The 14,782-nt window shown below is 61.6% G+C and carries 19 protein-coding genes and 1 tRNA gene; 12 read left to right on the top strand and 8 right to left on the bottom strand.

Features of this window, described 5'->3' with window-relative positions:
- Positions 1-7: 7 nt before the first annotated feature.
- From JHL16_RS22785 to JHL16_RS22750, 8 genes are all read left to right on the top strand, one after another.
- Positions 8-952, top strand: coding sequence for an ABC transporter permease subunit (locus JHL16_RS22785; RefSeq protein ID WP_200187095.1), 945 nt, complete (start codon positions 8-10; stop codon positions 950-952).
- A 139-nt stretch (positions 953-1,091) separates the two neighbouring features.
- The gene (locus JHL16_RS22780) at positions 1,092-1,874 is read left to right on the top strand and encodes an ATP-binding cassette domain-containing protein (protein ID WP_200187094.1); all 783 of its coding nucleotides are present in this window, start codon (positions 1,092-1,094) and stop codon (positions 1,872-1,874) included.
- Between the two features lie 34 nt (positions 1,875-1,908).
- A complete protein-coding gene (locus JHL16_RS22775) occupies positions 1,909-2,154 on the top strand; it encodes a biotin/lipoyl-containing protein (protein WP_137856680.1) in 246 nt (81 codons plus the stop codon).
- Between the two features lie 13 nt (positions 2,155-2,167).
- The gene (locus tag JHL16_RS22770) at positions 2,168-3,136 is read left to right on the top strand and encodes a thiamine pyrophosphate-dependent dehydrogenase E1 component subunit alpha (RefSeq protein WP_200187093.1); all 969 of its coding nucleotides are present in this window, start codon (positions 2,168-2,170) and stop codon (positions 3,134-3,136) included.
- Positions 3,133-4,113 (top strand): alpha-ketoacid dehydrogenase subunit beta, encoded by a 981-nt coding sequence (locus JHL16_RS22765; RefSeq protein WP_200187092.1) that lies wholly within the window; start codon positions 3,133-3,135, stop codon positions 4,111-4,113. Before JHL16_RS22770 ends, JHL16_RS22765 begins: the two co-directional genes overlap by 4 nt.
- Positions 4,113-5,477, top strand: a complete 1,365-nt coding sequence (locus tag JHL16_RS22760; protein WP_200187091.1) for an aminotransferase family protein — start codon at positions 4,113-4,115, stop codon at positions 5,475-5,477. The genes JHL16_RS22765 and JHL16_RS22760 overlap by 1 nt, the downstream gene beginning before the upstream one ends.
- Positions 5,478-5,479: 2 nt before the next feature.
- Positions 5,480-6,211, top strand: coding sequence for a 2-oxo acid dehydrogenase subunit E2 (locus JHL16_RS22755; RefSeq protein WP_200187090.1), 732 nt, complete (start codon positions 5,480-5,482; stop codon positions 6,209-6,211).
- A 58-nt stretch (positions 6,212-6,269) separates the two neighbouring features.
- The gene (locus JHL16_RS22750; protein ID WP_246771129.1) at positions 6,270-7,106 is read left to right on the top strand and encodes an IclR family transcriptional regulator; all 837 of its coding nucleotides are present in this window, start codon (positions 6,270-6,272) and stop codon (positions 7,104-7,106) included.
- A 332-nt stretch (positions 7,107-7,438) separates the two neighbouring features.
- Here JHL16_RS22750 and JHL16_RS22745 read toward each other — a convergent pair whose 3' ends face one another.
- Positions 7,439-7,801: a hypothetical protein gene (locus JHL16_RS22745; protein WP_200187088.1), complete on the bottom strand. Its 363-nt coding sequence runs from the start codon at positions 7,799-7,801 to the stop codon at positions 7,439-7,441.
- Positions 7,802-8,359: 558 nt separating this feature from the next.
- Between JHL16_RS22745 and JHL16_RS22740 the strand changes: the two genes are divergently transcribed.
- Together JHL16_RS22740 and JHL16_RS22735 are read left to right on the top strand one after the other, a co-directional pair.
- Positions 8,360-8,617, top strand: a complete 258-nt coding sequence (locus tag JHL16_RS22740; protein ID WP_137856686.1) for a hypothetical protein — start codon at positions 8,360-8,362, stop codon at positions 8,615-8,617.
- 16 nt (positions 8,618-8,633) lie between these two features.
- A complete protein-coding gene (locus JHL16_RS22735; RefSeq protein WP_200187087.1) occupies positions 8,634-8,837 on the top strand; it encodes a hypothetical protein in 204 nt (67 codons plus the stop codon).
- Positions 8,838-8,847: 10 nt separating this feature from the next.
- Here the strand turns inward: JHL16_RS22735 and JHL16_RS22730 are convergent, their stop codons facing one another.
- The 4 genes from JHL16_RS22730 to JHL16_RS22715 all read right to left on the bottom strand — a co-directional run bounded on the left by JHL16_RS22730 (position 8,848) and on the right by JHL16_RS22715 (position 12,732).
- Positions 8,848-10,224, bottom strand: a complete 1,377-nt coding sequence (locus JHL16_RS22730) for an FAD-binding oxidoreductase (RefSeq protein ID WP_200187086.1) — start codon at positions 10,222-10,224, stop codon at positions 8,848-8,850.
- Positions 10,214-10,972, bottom strand: coding sequence for an SDR family NAD(P)-dependent oxidoreductase (locus JHL16_RS22725; RefSeq protein ID WP_200187085.1), 759 nt, complete (start codon positions 10,970-10,972; stop codon positions 10,214-10,216). Before JHL16_RS22725 ends, JHL16_RS22730 begins: the two co-directional genes overlap by 11 nt.
- Before the next feature lie 91 nt (positions 10,973-11,063).
- Positions 11,064-11,498, bottom strand: a complete 435-nt coding sequence (locus JHL16_RS22720) for a hypothetical protein (protein WP_200187084.1) — start codon at positions 11,496-11,498, stop codon at positions 11,064-11,066.
- Positions 11,499-11,574: 76 nt separating this feature from the next.
- Positions 11,575-12,732 (bottom strand): MFS transporter, encoded by a 1,158-nt coding sequence (locus tag JHL16_RS22715; protein ID WP_246771008.1) that lies wholly within the window; start codon positions 12,730-12,732, stop codon positions 11,575-11,577.
- A gap of 183 nt (positions 12,733-12,915) precedes the next feature.
- Between JHL16_RS22715 and JHL16_RS22710 the strand changes: the two genes are divergently transcribed.
- Entirely contained in the window at positions 12,916-13,143 is a 228-nt protein-coding gene (locus JHL16_RS22710) for an invasion associated locus B family protein (RefSeq protein ID WP_200187234.1), read from the top strand.
- On the opposite strand, the gene JHL16_RS22705 is transcribed toward JHL16_RS22710, so the two are convergent.
- The gene (locus JHL16_RS22705) at positions 13,125-13,406 is read right to left on the bottom strand and encodes a hypothetical protein (protein ID WP_200187082.1); all 282 of its coding nucleotides are present in this window, start codon (positions 13,404-13,406) and stop codon (positions 13,125-13,127) included. The genes JHL16_RS22710 and JHL16_RS22705 overlap by 19 nt on opposite strands.
- Positions 13,407-13,505: 99 nt before the next feature.
- Positions 13,506-14,030, bottom strand: coding sequence for a thermonuclease family protein (locus JHL16_RS22700; protein ID WP_200187081.1), 525 nt, complete (start codon positions 14,028-14,030; stop codon positions 13,506-13,508).
- A 61-nt stretch (positions 14,031-14,091) separates the two neighbouring features.
- Here JHL16_RS22700 and JHL16_RS22695 point away from each other — a divergent pair, with 61 nt between their 5' ends.
- On the top strand, positions 14,092-14,571 hold the full coding sequence (locus tag JHL16_RS22695; RefSeq protein ID WP_200187080.1) for an SMI1/KNR4 family protein: 480 nt from the start codon (positions 14,092-14,094) through the stop codon (positions 14,569-14,571).
- A gap of 99 nt (positions 14,572-14,670) precedes the next feature.
- On the opposite strand, the gene JHL16_RS22690 is transcribed toward JHL16_RS22695, so the two are convergent.
- Positions 14,671-14,746 (bottom strand) — tRNA-Thr (locus tag JHL16_RS22690).
- Positions 14,747-14,782 lie beyond the last annotated feature (36 nt).

Here is a 14,782-nt window from a genome sequence, read left to right as displayed (position 1 = left end):
GCAACACGTGAGCATCCTGCTGATCGGCGCCCAGGTCGGGCTGATCTACGGCCCCCTGGCGCTCGGTATCTACTTCGCCCTGAACATTTTGAGCCTTCCGGATCTGACGCTCGAGGGCTCGTTCGGGATCGGCGGCGCCTCCACCGCGGTAGCGCTCGTCGCCGGACTCGATCCGGCGACAGCGTTGCTGCTCGGCATTCTCGGCGGTGCGATCGCCGGGCTCATCACCGGGCTGCTCCATGTCTATCTGCGCATGAATGTGCTGCTCGCCGGCATCCTGATGACGACGGCCGCCTGGTCGATCTCGCTCGCCATCATGGGCGCCGGCAATATCTCCTTGCTCAGCCAGGCCACCATCTTCACCTGGATCGAGGGCCTTGGCTTCTCCGGCCAATGGGCGGCGATCATCGTCGGCGCCTTGGCGTCGGGGCTCGTCGCTCTCGTGCTCATCTGGTTCCTGCATACCAATTACGGCCTGTCGATGCGCGCCTCGGGTCTCAATATCCAGACGGCGCGCAGCTTCGGCATCCGTACCGAAGCGCGCCAGATCGTCGGCCTCATCATCGCCAATGGTCTCGCCGCCGCCTCGGGTGCGCTCGTCGTGCAGAGCCAGGGCTTCATGGACGTGTCGATCCAGACCGGCGTCATCGTCGTCGGGCTCGCCGCCCTGATGATCGGCATGAGCGTGTTCAAGACGCCGAAGATCATCCCTTCGATCCTGGGCGTGCTGCTCGGCATCCTGGTCTATCGCGTCGTGGTGACGATCGCGCTCAAGCTCGGCCTGCCGCCCTACTTCGTCAAGCTGGTCACGGCGCTCGTCGTGTTCGGCATCATCGCGGTGCGCGCCAATGGGCTGGGCCTCATCGCCATTCCGGGCACGAAGGCGGCGAAGAAGAATGCGCGCGAGCGCCTCGAATATCTGGAGAATGATCGTGTCGTCAACATCACCTGAGACGGCTCCAGATCACGATGAGTTTGGATTGAGTCAATCCAAACTCATGAACGTGATCGATTCCGATAACTTAGCGCGGGATTGTCGCGAAAAACCGGAATCCACTTTTTCGCATCCCGCGCTAGAGGTCAGGGACTGCGTGAAGCGCTTCAAGGGTTTCGGGCGCAACGAATTCGTCATCGCCGCCGACAGCATCAATCTCACCATCACCGCCGGCACCATCGTGGCGCTGGTCGGTTCGAACGGCTCGGGCAAGTCGACGCTGATGTCGATGATCGCCGGCAGTCAGCTGCCCGACAGCGGCCGCATCATCGTCGCGGGCGAAGACGTCACCGAGCAGCCTTCCTGGCAACGCACCGGCAAGGTGGCGCTGGTGCGCCAGAACCCCGAGCATAATGTGTTCTCGGCCCTCACCATCGTCGAGAATTTCGCGCTTGCCGAGGCGGGGCAGGCGCGCCGCTTCAATCTCAAACGCGCCGCGGGCCCACGGGTGCGCGACCTGGCGCGCGACACGCTCGCGCAATTTTCCATGGGCCTCGAGGACCGCCTCGATCAACTGGCCGGCACGCTGTCGGGCGGCCAGCGCCAGGCCGTGTCGGTGGCGATGGCGACTTCGCGCAACCCGGCGCTGCTCCTCCTCGACGAGCATGTCTCGGCGCTCGATCCCACCAGGGCGCGGGTGGTGATGGAGCAGACCGAGGCGATCGTGCGCCAGCGCTCCATCGCGACACTGATGGTGACCCATGACATGGGCCATGCGCTCAAACATTCCGACCGGCTCATCCTGATGCATCGCGGCCGCATCGCCATGGATCTCGCGAGCAAGGAAAAAGCAGGGATGGGTGTGCCGGATCTTCTGGCGCGCTTCGAGAAGCTGACCGGCGAAACCCTGCCGGACAGCGCCGTGCTGGCGCGCGCCTGATGACACGAATGACGACAAGAAGAAGGATTGACCGATGATCGTTGACTTTCCGCTGCCGGAACTGGGGAAGGAAGTGCCCAAGGCGACCATCATCGCCTGGCACAAAAAGGTCGGCGATCAGGTTTCCGCTAAGGACGTGTTGCTCGAAGTGATGAGCGAGAAAGTCAATGTCGAGGTCGAAAGCGGCATCGACGGCAAGCTCGTCGAGATCCTGCATCAGGCCGATGCCGAAGTGGAGCCGGGCGCGATCCTGGCGCGCTTCGAGAAAACCGGCGCGTGAGGAGGCCAGACCCATGACGCCTGACGCCAATCTGTTGACCTCGCTCTACCATCTCGTCGCCAAAGGCCGGGTGCTGGAAAGCCTGCTCGGCAAATTGCCGGGCTTCCATCCGGGCGTCGGCGAGGAGGGGGTGGTTGTCGGCGCCTTCTTCGGCCTCAAGGACAGCGACTATATCGCGCCGCATTATCGTGGCGCCTTGCTCGCCGCCCATATGCGCGGCGCCGATCTGCGCCGCCTCATTGCCGGCGTGCTCGGCAAGGTCACGTCCTATTCCAGAGGGCGCGTGCGCGGCGACATCTGCCTGCCGCTGCAGTTCAATACGCTCGGCATGTTTTCGGGCGTGCTCGGCAATCCGCTCAATATCTCGACCGGCATCGCGCTCGCCGCGTCATTGGACGAAAAGCAAGGCGTGGTGGTGACGAGCTTCGGTGAAGGCACCAGCAATCTGGGCGCCTTCCATGAAAGCCTCAATCTCGCCGCCTGCCTGGCGCTTCCGATCGTCTATATCTGCCAGAACAACGGCTATGCGATGTCGACACGCACAGACTACGCGCTCAAATGCACCAGCATCGCCGATCGTGCCCAAGGCTACGGCATGCCGGGGATCAGGGTCGAAGGCAATGACGTCGTCGCCATGCATCAGGCGGTGCAGAGCGCGGTGGCGCGGGCGCGTGCCGGTGAGGGCCCGACGCTCATCGATGCGGTCACCTATCGCATCAGCGGCCATTACAGCGCCGATCCCAACGACTACCAGCCGAAGGATGAACGCGCTTCCTGGCTCAAGAAGGATCCGCTTCTTTTGCTGAAAGCGCGCCTCACGGCACAGGGCGTCATGACCGACGCTCAGCTCGCGGAGATCGAGAAGGCCGCCGAGGCGGAGATCACCGAGGCGATCGCGCAGGCACAGGCCGACCCCGATCCGGGGCTCGAGGTGCTGGGGCCCGATGATCTCTATTCGCCAGTTTTGGAGCGCGTGGCATGAGCCAGCTCACTTTTCAGGAAGCGGTGATCCAGGGGATCAGCGAAGAGATGGAGCGCGACGAGCGCATCTTCCATCTCGGCCAGGATATCGGCCCGATCTATAACGGCGCCATGCATTCGGCCAAAGGGCTTGGCGCGAAATTCGGGCCGCGCCGCATCATCCAGACGCCGATCAGCGAAAGCGCCATGGTGGGCGCCGGCATCGGCGCCGCGCTGGCCGGCAGGCGGCCGATCGTGCAATTGATGTTCGCCGAATTTTTGGGGCTGGGCCTCACGCCGCTCGCCTGCGATGCGGCGGCCATGTGGTATAAATCAGACGGCAAGGTCTCGGTGCCGCTGGTCATCCGCGTCCTTTATGGCGCGGGGCCGCATCGCGGTCATTCCGAGGACTATCAGGCCTGGGTGGCGAGCGTGCCGGGTATCAAGGTCGCCATGCCGTCGACGCCACGTGACGCCAAAGGGCTGATGAAAGCCGCCCTTCGCGATAACAATCCGGTCGTCTTCTTCGAGCATATGGCGCTCTATCACGGTGCCCGCCAGGAGGTGCCGGAAGACGACTATGTGGTGCCGCTGGGCGCGGCCGAGATCAAGAGCGAAGGCAGCGATGTCACCATAGTCGCCACCGCCCTGATGGCGCAGCAGTCGCTGAAAGCCGCCGAGCAATTGCGCGGTGAAGGCATATCCGCCGAAGTCGTCGATCCGCGCTCGATCGTGCCGATGGATGTCGAGACGGTGCGCCGTTCGGTCGCCAAGACGCGGCGTCTTGTCGTCGTTTCGGAAAGCTGGAAGACCGGCGATCCGCTGTCCGACCTGACCGCGTCGATTGCCGAGGAGCTCGCCGGCGAGGCGCCGCTCAAGATCGCCCGCGTCGGCCTGCAGAACACGCCGAGGCCTTTCGCCATGCCGCTGGTGCGCGCGGCGATGCCCAATGTCCAGACGATCACGGAGGCGGTTCGCCGCATTACGGAGTCCAACTGATGTCCAGCCCCAGCCCCGATATGCCAGGCCTTCCCACCGACGAGCACATCTTTTTCCGTAGCGCCGGATCGGTGAATCCGGTCATCGACCGCGCCGACGGCATCTATTGCTACGACATCACCGGCAAACGTTATATCGACGGCATGGGCGGAGTCGGCGTGGTCAGCATCGGCCACAATGTGCCGGAAATCCGCGAGGCAGCGGTGCGACAGATGGAGAAGGTGAGCTTCGCGCACCCGTTCCACTGGAAGAACCAGCCGCATATGGAGCTGACCGAGCGCATCGCGCGTTTCGCCCCGCCCGGCATGACCAAGATCTTCATGTGCTCGGGCGGCTCGGAGGCGACCGAGACGGCGCTCAAGCTGGTGCGCCAATATCACGTCGAGCGCGGCAAGCCGTCCAAGTACAAAGTGGTATCGCGCTGGAGCAGTTTCCACGGCAATACGCTGGGCTCGCTGTCGATGACCGGCATGCGTTCCAGGCGTGAGCTCTTCGCGCCGCTCCTCAAGGACATGCCGCATATCGCCGCCTGCAACTGCTATCACTGCCCTTTCGGGCGCAGCTATCCCGAATGCGGGCTCCCCTGCGCCACCGATCTCGAGGCGATGATCCTGCGCGAGGGGCCGGAGAATATCGCCGCCTTCATCGCCGAGCCGATCGTCGGGGCGGCGGGCGGAGCGCTCACCGCCCCGCCTGAATATTTCAAGATCATCCGCGAGATCTGCGACCGCCATGAGATCTTGATGATCGTCGATGAGGTGATCACCGGCTTCGGCCGCACGGGCAAGAATTTTGGCATCAGCCATTGGGGCGTGGTGCCGGACATCATCTGCACCGGCAAGGGTCTCTCCAGCGGCTACTCGCCCTTGGGCGCGGTAATCGTGAAGGAGAAAGTATTCGAGCCGTTCCGCATGGGGCGCGGCTTCTCGCATGGCTATACGTTCGGCGGCAACCCGCTGTCCTGTGCCGTCGGCAGTGCCGTGCTCAAATATATAGAGGATCACCGGCTGGTGGAACGGGTGGCGCAGCTCGGCCAATATTTCTTCGAAAAGGCCCAAGAGCTCTACGAGCTCGACATGGTCGGCGACATCCGCGGCAAGGGTTTCTTCATGGGGATCGAATTCGTCGCCGACAAGAAGACGCGCCGGCCTTTCCCGGCCGGCCTCAATGTGGCAGGCCGGATCGGCGATGCCTGCTTCACCAACGGGCTCATCGTCGGGGCCGGCAAAGGCGGCATCGACGGCGTCAATGGCGACCATGTCAATCTGGCACCCCCCTTCATCTCGGGTGAGGAGGATCTCGACGAGATCATCGCCCTCATGCGCAAGTCGATCCTCGACGTGCGCCAGGCACTGACGGTGTGAGCATGAGTGCCGGCGCCGAAACGATCCGGAGATCGAAGCAGGGTGTCGCGGTGCGCCAGGCGATTCCCTTCGTCGCCATGAAGAAGATGATCGGCGACCATCTGCTGGCCAGCCATCAGCAGGTGCCGGCCGTCTCGGTCTTCGCCGATCTCGATGTCGATCAGGTGCTGGCGCTGCGCAAGAGCCGCTTCACCGAGGAAGCGCACAAGGTGACGCTCACCCATATCCTGCTGAAGGCGGTCGCCGAGGCGCTGAAGGCCTGTCCGCTCCTCAATGCGACGCTGAGCGAAGCTGAGATCCTGGTGCTGGACGAGATCAATATCGGCGTGGCGGTGGCGCTCGCCGACGGCAATCTGATCGTGCCGGTGATCCGCAATGTCGACCATCTGAGCGTGGCCGAGATCGCCCGACGTTCGAATGAGCTCGCCCAGATTGCGCTCAAGGGCAAGCTCGGCCTCGATGACGTGCGTGGCGGCACCTTCACCCTGTCCAATGTCGGCAGCGTGCCCGGCACGTTGTGGCAGACACCGCTCATCAACCCGCCACAGAGCGGCACACTGGCCTTGGGGCGTGCGCGCGCGGCGGCGGTTGTACGTGGGGGCGAGATCGTGATCGGCCAGGTGATGGGCGCGAGCCTCACTTTCGATCATCGGGTGATCAGCGGCCTGCCGGCGTCGGAATTCATGGCGCATCTGGCGGAGCTTCTGCGGAACCCCGAGCCATGGTGTGCTTGACTGTAGAGTCCCGGCCATCGATAGTCGATACCGGTTGGTGAGATAAAACGTGAGGACGATGCGCCAGAAGGAAAGCTTGCAAGGCATGCAGAGCCTCGAAAGAGCGACGATGACCCTGCGTGTCGTCGCCGCCAAGGGGCCGTCCGGCGCCAAACTCGCTGATGTGGCGGAAGCCACCGGCTTGAGCCGGTCCACCGCGCATCGCTTTCTGGGCGCCCTCGTGCAGGTCGGTCTCCTCGAGCAGGATGAAAGCTCGGCCACCTATTTCCTCGGCATGGAGCTCGCGCATTTCGGCGCCATCGCGGCCAACCGCTTCGGCTTGCGCGATGTCGCCTATGCCTCACTCGCAAGGTTGACCGAACGCACCGCCGACACGATCTATATGTCGATCCGCCGCGACTATGAATCGATCTGCATCGAACGTTTCGAGGGCGATTATCCGATCAAGACGCTGACTCTCGATGTCGGCGACCGCCGGCCGTTGGGCGTCGGCGCCGGCAGCCTGGTGCTGCTCGCCTTCCAGAACGACGAATTTGTGAGCCGCGCCATCGCCGTCAATGCCGCGGCGGTCAAGGCGAATTGGGGTTTCGGTTCGAGCGAGCTCTTCGAATTCGTCGAGGAGACGCGGCGCAAGGGGTTCGCGCTCAATCCAGGCCGCGTGGCGCCCGGCATGACGGCGCTCGGCGTGCCGATCCGCGGCGCCAATGGCGATGCGGTGGCGGCAATCGGCGTCGGCGCCATCACCAGCCGCATGACGCCGGAGCGCTGCGCCAATATCGTGACCTGGATGTTCGAGGAAGCGCGCGAGATCGAGGCGAAGCTCACCCATCTGGCAGGCCCGCTCACGGCGCAAGCGGTCAAGCGCCTGGCGCGCAGCGGCGTACGCGCGCGCTGAATCGCTGGCGCATCTGCTGGAGAAACGGCGAAATGAAGCTGGCGCTTCCTGCGCCAGCCTCGCTCATGCTGAGTGTTAGCGCGACCTATTTCTTGGTTTCAGCAGGATCGGGCGTAACCGCCGGCTTGTTGTCCTGCTTGGTTTCGTCCTTGGGCGCGGGGACGACGGTGGGCGCAGTGGATTCGGCCATCCGGGGATTTGCCATGGGGAGTATCCTTTTCAAGTATATTGCCGCAGACAAAATGAACTACGGATCGTGGCGCGCCTGAAAATTTGCGCGTCCTGCGGACCCGGATCGCCGGGCCGAAGCTGGCGTCGAAGGGGTCTCCGGACTAGAGCTTCAAATTGAAGATCAAGTCGGCGCACGCCTTGGCGACCTTCGTGTCGGGCGCGTTGCTGCCAGGCATGGTGGCCCAGCCAGCTTTCTCGACGAATGAGTTGCGGTCGTAGAGGCCGACCTTCTTCAATTCTTCCTGCTTGGCGATGGCGTCGGCCGAGAGCTGGAATTGACTGACGCAGATCGGCGCCAATGCGGCGACGACGGCGCTCGAGGCCCGCTGCTCAGCCGTTCGCTCGGCGGTGCCGGCGGTCATCCAGCCGCCCCAGGTGAAGCCGAGAATGGCCATGAGGACGGCTCCGCCGGCGGCGCCCCATAGACCGGGCATCAGTGATGATGGAACTTTAGGAGTGTTCATAGATGGACGCCTTTCATGAAGATGACTCTCGGTAGATTCCGGGCAACATTCGCCTGCCGCCGTGCCGAGATGCGCGGCGTGCCGAATGAGTTACAGGCAGTTTCGGCTATTAGAGCCCTTCTCGAGCAATTTTGACGGGAAGCGCCCTAGTACTGATAACGTGGAAGTACGGACTCAGTTGGAAAGATGGCTCCGGCAACGCTGAACCGCCGGGATCGCTTCGAGCCGTCGTCTTCATGCCCGTCGGTGTTGCATTCGTTTTCCAGCCGGAACCGCCTCGTGAAGAGGCGCTCATAGCGGGCCGCGAGCAACATACGAAGAGCGGAGAATTTCATGAATAGCCTCCAATGCCAAACGGACGGGAGCAGCTATCTCTCTGTCGTCGGCATGCCGAGAGGTCTAAGCCGACAATGCAATATCTATGCGCTTTTCCTGATGAAACACCTAGTGAATTCGGATTCCGTCGAGAATTATCTCAGGTGAGCCCTATTCTGCTTGTTTGCCGCGCAAAGCGCCTCATATTGACAATAGTTGTACGGCCCTGTTCCGGAGCCATCCATGTTCAATCGAGTCAAACGATTCATCTATACTTTCCCGACGCCGTTTCAGCTGACCGGCATGAACGAGATTTGTGCGGCCGGCGACTACGAGATCACGACTGAAGAGGAGTCGATCGGAGACTTTATGGAACCTGTCTATCGGCGGGTTTCGACCACGATCTACATCCCGCCTCCGGTTGGCAGTCCCGGCATCGGACAGATCATCGAGATCAAACCGGAACAGCTCATGGTGCCCATACTCAAGTCCTCGTCATGAAGCCGAGGGTTCCATCGTGAAAAAATTCGCCCAGCTGCCGGCCGATAGTGACTTTGTGGTGGTTCTGCTCACGCCGCAGCTTTTGCGCGCGCTCGATCGTTATATCGACGAGGAGACCGACGGCAAACCGCGCCCCGCGGCATTGCGCGCCGCCTTTGAAGACTGGTGCGTCGCCATGGGGTATATCTCCCCGCATGAGACGGACAGGCAGTTGAACTGAAATTCGCCTGTCAGACTGGCAGCACCTTGCCCGGATTGAGAATGCCGTTCGGATCGAGTGCCGTTTTGATCCGGCGCATGACGTCCAGTTCCTCCGGCTTGCGTGAATAACCCAAATAATCGCGTTTGAGCGTGCCGATGCCATGCTCGGCCGAGATCGAGCCGTGATATTGGGCGACAATCCTGTAGACGATCTCGTCGATCTCATGCAGGTCGGCTTCGCTCGCTCCCGCGACGGAGACGGCGATATGCATGTTGCTGTCGCCGATATGGCCGTAGAAGGACACGTAAGCCTCGGCAAAGCGCGCTTTCAGCGCTGCATCGCAAGCTTCCGCAAATCGTCCCAGATCACCAATCGCGAGGCTCACATCGAGATTGACGATCGATGGCAGGCGGTCCATCACCAGGCCCTCGCGCACGATCCAGAAGGCGCGTCGTTCCTTTTCCGATTGCGCGATAAGCGCGTCGTTGATCAGGCCGTCGGTGAGGGCGCCTTCGAGGAAAGCTTCAAGCGGTGCCGCCTGGTCGGCGCCTTCCGTCTCGATGATGACGGCGAAGTCGGGCTCCTCGGCAAATAACGGAATGTTCTCGGCCTTGGCGGTGACGCTGAAATAGCTCCGCCACATGGCTTCGAAGGCGGAGAGTCCGCCGAGCTCGCGCTGCGCCCGTTTCAGGAGCCGGACCACGTCGTCATAGCTTGCGAGCGCCAGGAGTGCCGTGGCGCGGCCTTCCGGAAGCGGCTTGAGGCGCAGCACCGCGCGGGTGATGATGCCGAGCGTGCCTTCGGCGCCGATGAAAAGCTGGCGCAGATCATAGCCGGTGTTGTTCTTGACCATCTTGTTCAGCATGGTCAGCACGGTGCCGTCGGCGAGCGCCACTTCGAGGCCCAGAACATTGTCACGGGTGACGCCATGGCGGATCACGCGGATGCCGCCGGCATTGGTCGAAAGATTACCGCCGATCTGGCAGCTGCCGCGTGCGCCGAGATCGATCGCCAGCAGGAAGCCCGCCGCCTCGGCGGCCTTCTGCGCCACCTCGAGCGGCGTGCCGGCCTTGACCGTCATGGTCTGGGCCGCCTCGTCGATCTCCTCGATGCCGGTAAGGCGCTCAAGCGACAAAGCGAAATCGCCCGCTTGCGGGCTGGCGCCGCCGGCTAGGCCGGTGAGCCCGCCCTGCGGCACGACGCTTTGTCTATGGGCATTGCAGACGCGCAAGGCGGTCGCGACGGCGTCGACAGTTGCCGGGCGCAGCACCGCCTTGGGCAGATGACGGCCGGTCTGGCTCGCATCGCTCCTGGTGCGGTCGCCGATATCGCCGCCGGTCAGCACGGCATCGTCGCCGAGCGCGCGTCTCAATTCGTCGATGAGGCCTGTTGTGTCAGCGGACATAGCTCGCGCCATTGACGTCGAAAGTTGCGCCGGTCATATGGCGCACCTGGTCGGTGCACAGGAAGGCGACAAGAGCGCCCACTTCTTCGGCGCTCGCCATACTGCCGAGCGGGATCTCGGAGACGATACGTTTGATGTCCGCTTCGGTCATGCCGACATAGGCCATCTCGGTCTCGGTGAAGCCTGGCGCCACCGCGAAAGCGAGGATGTTCTCGGCCGCATAACCGCGCGCGATGGTCTTGGTGAGCGCCACCAAGGCGCCCTTCGAGGCGGCATAGGGCCATTGATCGGGCGCGTCGCCGCGATGGGCGGCGCGGCTCGCGATGTTGATGATCTTGCCGCCACCCTGCTTGCGGAAATGCGCCACCGCCAGCTTGCACAATTCCGCCGGCGCGGTGAGGTTCACCTGCATCACCTGGGCGAAGCTCTTCTGCCAGTCAGTCATCGGCGCCGTAATGGGCGCGGGCACGAAGATGCCGGCATTGTTGACGAGCACATCAATGCGCGGGGCCGCAGCTTCCGCGTCGCGCCAAAGGCCGCTCGCCGCGTCAGGCGCAGCCAGATCGGCGGCGATGAGCCGGCAGGAGGCCGGCCCGATCTCGGCCTGCAATGTCTCCGCCACCTGACGGCTCTTGGCGTAATGAAGCAGCACGAATGCCCCTGCCGCCGCGGCCGCCCGTGCGATGGCGGTGCCGATGCCGCGCGATGCGCCCGTCACCAGGACGGTCTTGCCCTTGAGATCGATCATGGAAGCTCTTTCTTATGTCTGTGCTCCAGGCGAGATAGCAGGTCGTCGCCGGTGCTGGCCAGCGCGGCTTGAAAGCCGCTCACCTCCAACGCTATTTGCACAGGCCCAGATAATCGCTGGCCTTCACCGTCTTGAAGCCCGTGCCATATTCGGGAAGCTTGCCGAGGCGCTTGAGGTTCTTGGGGCCGATCAGCGTGACCCAGACGACATCCGGCTTCTTCATCGGCCGGCCGGTCTCTTTGTCGAAGCCGAGATGGAAATGGAGCTTCGCCTTGGGCGAGGCGCAGATGCGGCCGGGCATCTGGTTCTCCAGATAGATCACCTGCAAGGCCGCCGCCGAGAACTGATCGCCGATCACACGATAACTCTTGCCGCCGCGCAGCATGTCGAGGGCCTGGGCGATGTAGGTGTAAACGTCGCCGCCCGGCCGGAAGCCGATCGTCGCGGACCCGGCCGCCTGCGCCGACGAACCATAGACCGCCAGGGCAAAAAGCGCCGTGCCTGCCAGCCGGAGCCAACGGAACATCAGTCTTCAACTCCAGCACGAAGGCCGTCCTGTCTTCGATCATCGGTCAAAACAACCGAATTTCCAAGGGGCGGAGCTAACGATCCGCCGTCTCGAGCCTCGGCAAAAACCAAGCGAGAAGGCCGGCCAAGGGAAAGAATGAGCAAAGCCAATACACCTGCTCAATTCCGATAGTGTCGGTCAGTCCGCCGAGGATGGCCGCCGCAACGCCGCCCAGGCCGAAATTCAAGCCGTAGAAAAGGCCGCCGATCAGGCCGATACGATGCGGGACCAAGTCCATCGCGTAGATCATGATCGACGCGAACGCGCTTGCCATGATCAGATTGATAACGACGGTCAGGACGCCGGTCCAAAAGAAATCCGCGTAAGGCAGGAGCAGCGTAAACGGCAAGGGACCCAGAACGGAAATCCAGATAACCCGGTAGCGACCGATCTTGTCGCCGACAATTCCGCCCAGAAAAACGCCCGCCGCGGACGAAATGAAGATCACAAAGAGCATGACCTGCGATGTCGCTATCGAGACATGAAAGCGGTCGATCAGATAGAAAGTATAGAACGAGCGAAAACTCTCCAGATAGGCGAGCTTCGAAAACATCAACAGTGTCAGAATTGTCAGGCCGAACAGGATAGCGCCGCGCGTGTGGGTGTTTTGCTTTGCCGCATTGGCGCCGGGGGCGGTGAAATGGGCGCGGATGACGGCCTGCTGTCTGGCGGTCCAGGCCATGAGAGCCATGGCAAGGACGACCATGAGTGCGAACCATGCCAAGCTCGCCTGGCCATGCGGCACGATGATGAACGCGGCCAGCAGCGGGCCGAGCGCGCCGCCGATTTGTCCGCCGACCTGAAAAATACCCTGGGCCAGACCTTGCCTGCCACCGGATGCATAACGGGCCGAGCGTGTTGCCTCCGGATGGAAGATCGACGAGCCGATGCCGATGAGCGTGACGGCCACCAGTATGAGGCCATAGCTCGAAGCGTAAGCGAGGCTCACTGTGCCGACCACGGTAAAGATCAATCCGATGACGGTGGAGTAGGGCAAGGGATGCCGGTCCGTGTAGAGCCCGATTGCCGGCTGAAAAAGCGCGCCCGCCGTCTGGAAGGTCAAGGTGATTATCCCGATCTGAACGAAATCGAGCGAGAACTGTTCTTTCAGGATCGGGTAGACCGCCGGTATCAGGGATTGGATCGTATCGTTCAGCAAATGCGACAGAGCCAAGGCGAACAAAACGGCCATGTATACCTTTGGCCGAGCAATGGAGCCTGACTCAATTCCGAGTTGTGCGGTCGTTTGGGAAGAATTCATTTCTTCCAATCTCCAAAGAAGCCAGGTTTTTCCGATTTGCAAGAACCGCGCACGATACTCAGAATCTAGCTTTCTAGCAGCCTCTCATGGAAGTCGCAAAACTGCTCCAGATCGCTGATCCCCGGCCCCTTCCGTACCTGCTTCCCGCCCCGCTGCATCGTCGAGATCGACCTGCCGGCGGAAACTCTCGCGCAATTGCAGGCGGGCGGGACCGCAAGCGTGTTCATGACCGCCGTCACCGGCCAATCGGTCAAGACCGATCTGTCGCTCAAATGTTTCTCCGCCGCCCATAAGCGACTGCTGGCACTGCCGCCGGATAACGATCAGAACCTGCGGCCGTAAGGCCGGCACATTGGCGGTATCCAGCCGTCATATGTATCGAAGTAGAAAATGCAGCGGTCGTCCCAGCCGGCATTGGGCTCGCCCCACGGATATTTCTTCTGTCCGTGCGGGTGCTGCTGCTTCTTCTGATTCTGGCTTGCCGGCTTCTTCGTTTTCTTTTTGACTGTGGTCTGCGCCGCCTCGGCCTGCTGCGGCGCGACGGGCGCGATGGCGAAAACGAAGCTTCCCACCATGGCGCCAACAAGCAGATGCCGGATACCCATGTCGATCCTCCTTCTCGTCTCCTGCCATCTGTCGTGATGGAGATGGGTGGAAAGCACGCGTGTGAAACGTCATACTCTATGGATGCGAATATCAGACCATCAAGGGCGATTGGTGTCCTTCACTCCTATCACCTTAGCCCGGTATTCCCATGGCGGCTGGGTCTCGAATTGCCAGATTCCGATTCTCCGCTGCCGCGCCTTCTTCTCTAGGGCAATATATTCTGAGTAATATGTACTGTACTCCGGGCGATGAACCTCAGCCCAGGCCAGGCCAGAGGCGACGAGCTTGGCGCTTATGTCGGCGACCTTGTCGGTCTTGCAATGAGAAATCATGCGACCGGACCGGTCCCATCCATGTCCGCTGGAGTGAACCGTCTGGCCAGATGTCATCGCCGTCAGAGCCGTGATGGCAGCCTGGGAACAATCCCATGTGCCACTTGGAAGGTTGCATTGCTGCGTAACCTCGGGCGCGTCTATTGCCTGTAGGCCGATCTCATGGTCACCGATACGTATCGTATCACCGTTCACAACAATGGCAGCCCCGGAAACGGGGAGACAGCACCCATGAGCGCTCTGGATCATCAACGCACTGGCAGTGAGTAAGAGAAAGAGGAGTTTCAGCATTTCGCTATCTTGCCAGTAGGCGTGCTGGAACGCAAAGTAGCTCGAGCGGAGGTATGTCTCCATGGCCATTGAGCTACGACGCGGTGGGCGAGCTTCGGACGACGAAATTGCGAGACTTGAGGAAGCGTTAGGGGAAAAGCTACCCGATGTGGTGAGGGATTTCTTTCGTCATCACGACGGAGCTAAGCCTGAGAACAATACTTTTGCGATAGGGAAGTGCAACGAGAGCAGCATCAATCAGTTCATTCCAGTCCGAGAAATCGAGAAGGAGAGAGAACAGTTTGAGTCAATCTCAAGCGGGGCGTTTCCAATCGCGTTTGATGAGTGTGGGAACTATGTCCTTGTGGACCTGAGAGCAGGAGGAGCGGTTTATTTTTGGGACCATGAGTTGGATGAAACTGTGATCCTGTCCAAGGATTTCGCTTCATTCCTAGCCCTGCTTCAGCCGTTTGATATCAATTCCGTTGAACTCAAGCCCGGGCAAGTGAAGAGGGTGTGGATTGCCCCCGGTTTCCTTGAGAGCCTGAAAGAGAAAAAGTGAACGGAGCGATGCGCGGCGCAGACCGCCTGGCTCGCCATCGTGGCGGGCTTTGGTTGCATATTATCGGTCGGGATAAGGCGTTGATTTATATCAGAAAAATGGTGCCGCCTAGGTGACTCGAACACCTGACCTACGCATTACGAATGCGCCGCTCTACCGACTGAGCTAAGGCGGCCCGCCTGGAATGGGCGGACTGATACAGTGTTCGCTT

Origin of the sequence: Taklimakanibacter albus, assembly GCF_016595235.1 — a bacterium.
GTDB classification, from domain to species: domain Bacteria; phylum Pseudomonadota; class Alphaproteobacteria; order Rhizobiales; family Aestuariivirgaceae; genus Taklimakanibacter; species Taklimakanibacter albus.
This window is presented reverse-complemented; position numbering and strand designations above follow the sequence as displayed.

What these genes read in the sequence shown, in the direction of transcription:
- JHL16_RS22730 (WP_200187086.1), bottom strand. Translation starts at nt 10,224, where the DNA reads ATGTCCGCTGACACAACAGGCCTCATCGACGAATTGAGACGCGCGCTC.
- JHL16_RS22765 (WP_200187092.1), top strand. Translation starts at nt 3,133, where the DNA reads ATGAGCCAGCTCACTTTTCAGGAAGCGGTGATCCAGGGGATCAGCGAA.
- JHL16_RS22775 (WP_137856680.1), top strand. Translation starts at nt 1,909, where the DNA reads ATGATCGTTGACTTTCCGCTGCCGGAACTGGGGAAGGAAGTGCCCAAG.
- JHL16_RS22750 (WP_246771129.1), top strand. Translation starts at nt 6,270, where the DNA reads ATGCGCCAGAAGGAAAGCTTGCAAGGCATGCAGAGCCTCGAAAGAGCG.
- JHL16_RS22705 (WP_200187082.1), bottom strand. Translation starts at nt 13,406, where the DNA reads ATGGGTATCCGGCATCTGCTTGTTGGCGCCATGGTGGGAAGCTTCGTT.
- JHL16_RS22760 (WP_200187091.1), top strand. Translation starts at nt 4,113, where the DNA reads ATGTCCAGCCCCAGCCCCGATATGCCAGGCCTTCCCACCGACGAGCAC.
- JHL16_RS22755 (WP_200187090.1), top strand. Translation starts at nt 5,480, where the DNA reads ATGAGTGCCGGCGCCGAAACGATCCGGAGATCGAAGCAGGGTGTCGCG.
- JHL16_RS22695 (WP_200187080.1), top strand. Translation starts at nt 14,092, where the DNA reads ATGGCCATTGAGCTACGACGCGGTGGGCGAGCTTCGGACGACGAAATT.
- JHL16_RS22745 (WP_200187088.1), bottom strand. Translation starts at nt 7,801, where the DNA reads ATGAACACTCCTAAAGTTCCATCATCACTGATGCCCGGTCTATGGGGC.
- JHL16_RS22715 (WP_246771008.1), bottom strand. Translation starts at nt 12,732, where the DNA reads ATGGCCGTTTTGTTCGCCTTGGCTCTGTCGCATTTGCTGAACGATACG.
- JHL16_RS22720 (WP_200187084.1), bottom strand. Translation starts at nt 11,498, where the DNA reads ATGTTCCGTTGGCTCCGGCTGGCAGGCACGGCGCTTTTTGCCCTGGCG.
- JHL16_RS22740 (WP_137856686.1), top strand. Translation starts at nt 8,360, where the DNA reads ATGTTCAATCGAGTCAAACGATTCATCTATACTTTCCCGACGCCGTTT.
- JHL16_RS22725 (WP_200187085.1), bottom strand. Translation starts at nt 10,972, where the DNA reads ATGATCGATCTCAAGGGCAAGACCGTCCTGGTGACGGGCGCATCGCGC.
- JHL16_RS22700 (WP_200187081.1), bottom strand. Translation starts at nt 14,030, where the DNA reads ATGCTGAAACTCCTCTTTCTCTTACTCACTGCCAGTGCGTTGATGATC.
- JHL16_RS22770 (WP_200187093.1), top strand. Translation starts at nt 2,168, where the DNA reads ATGACGCCTGACGCCAATCTGTTGACCTCGCTCTACCATCTCGTCGCC.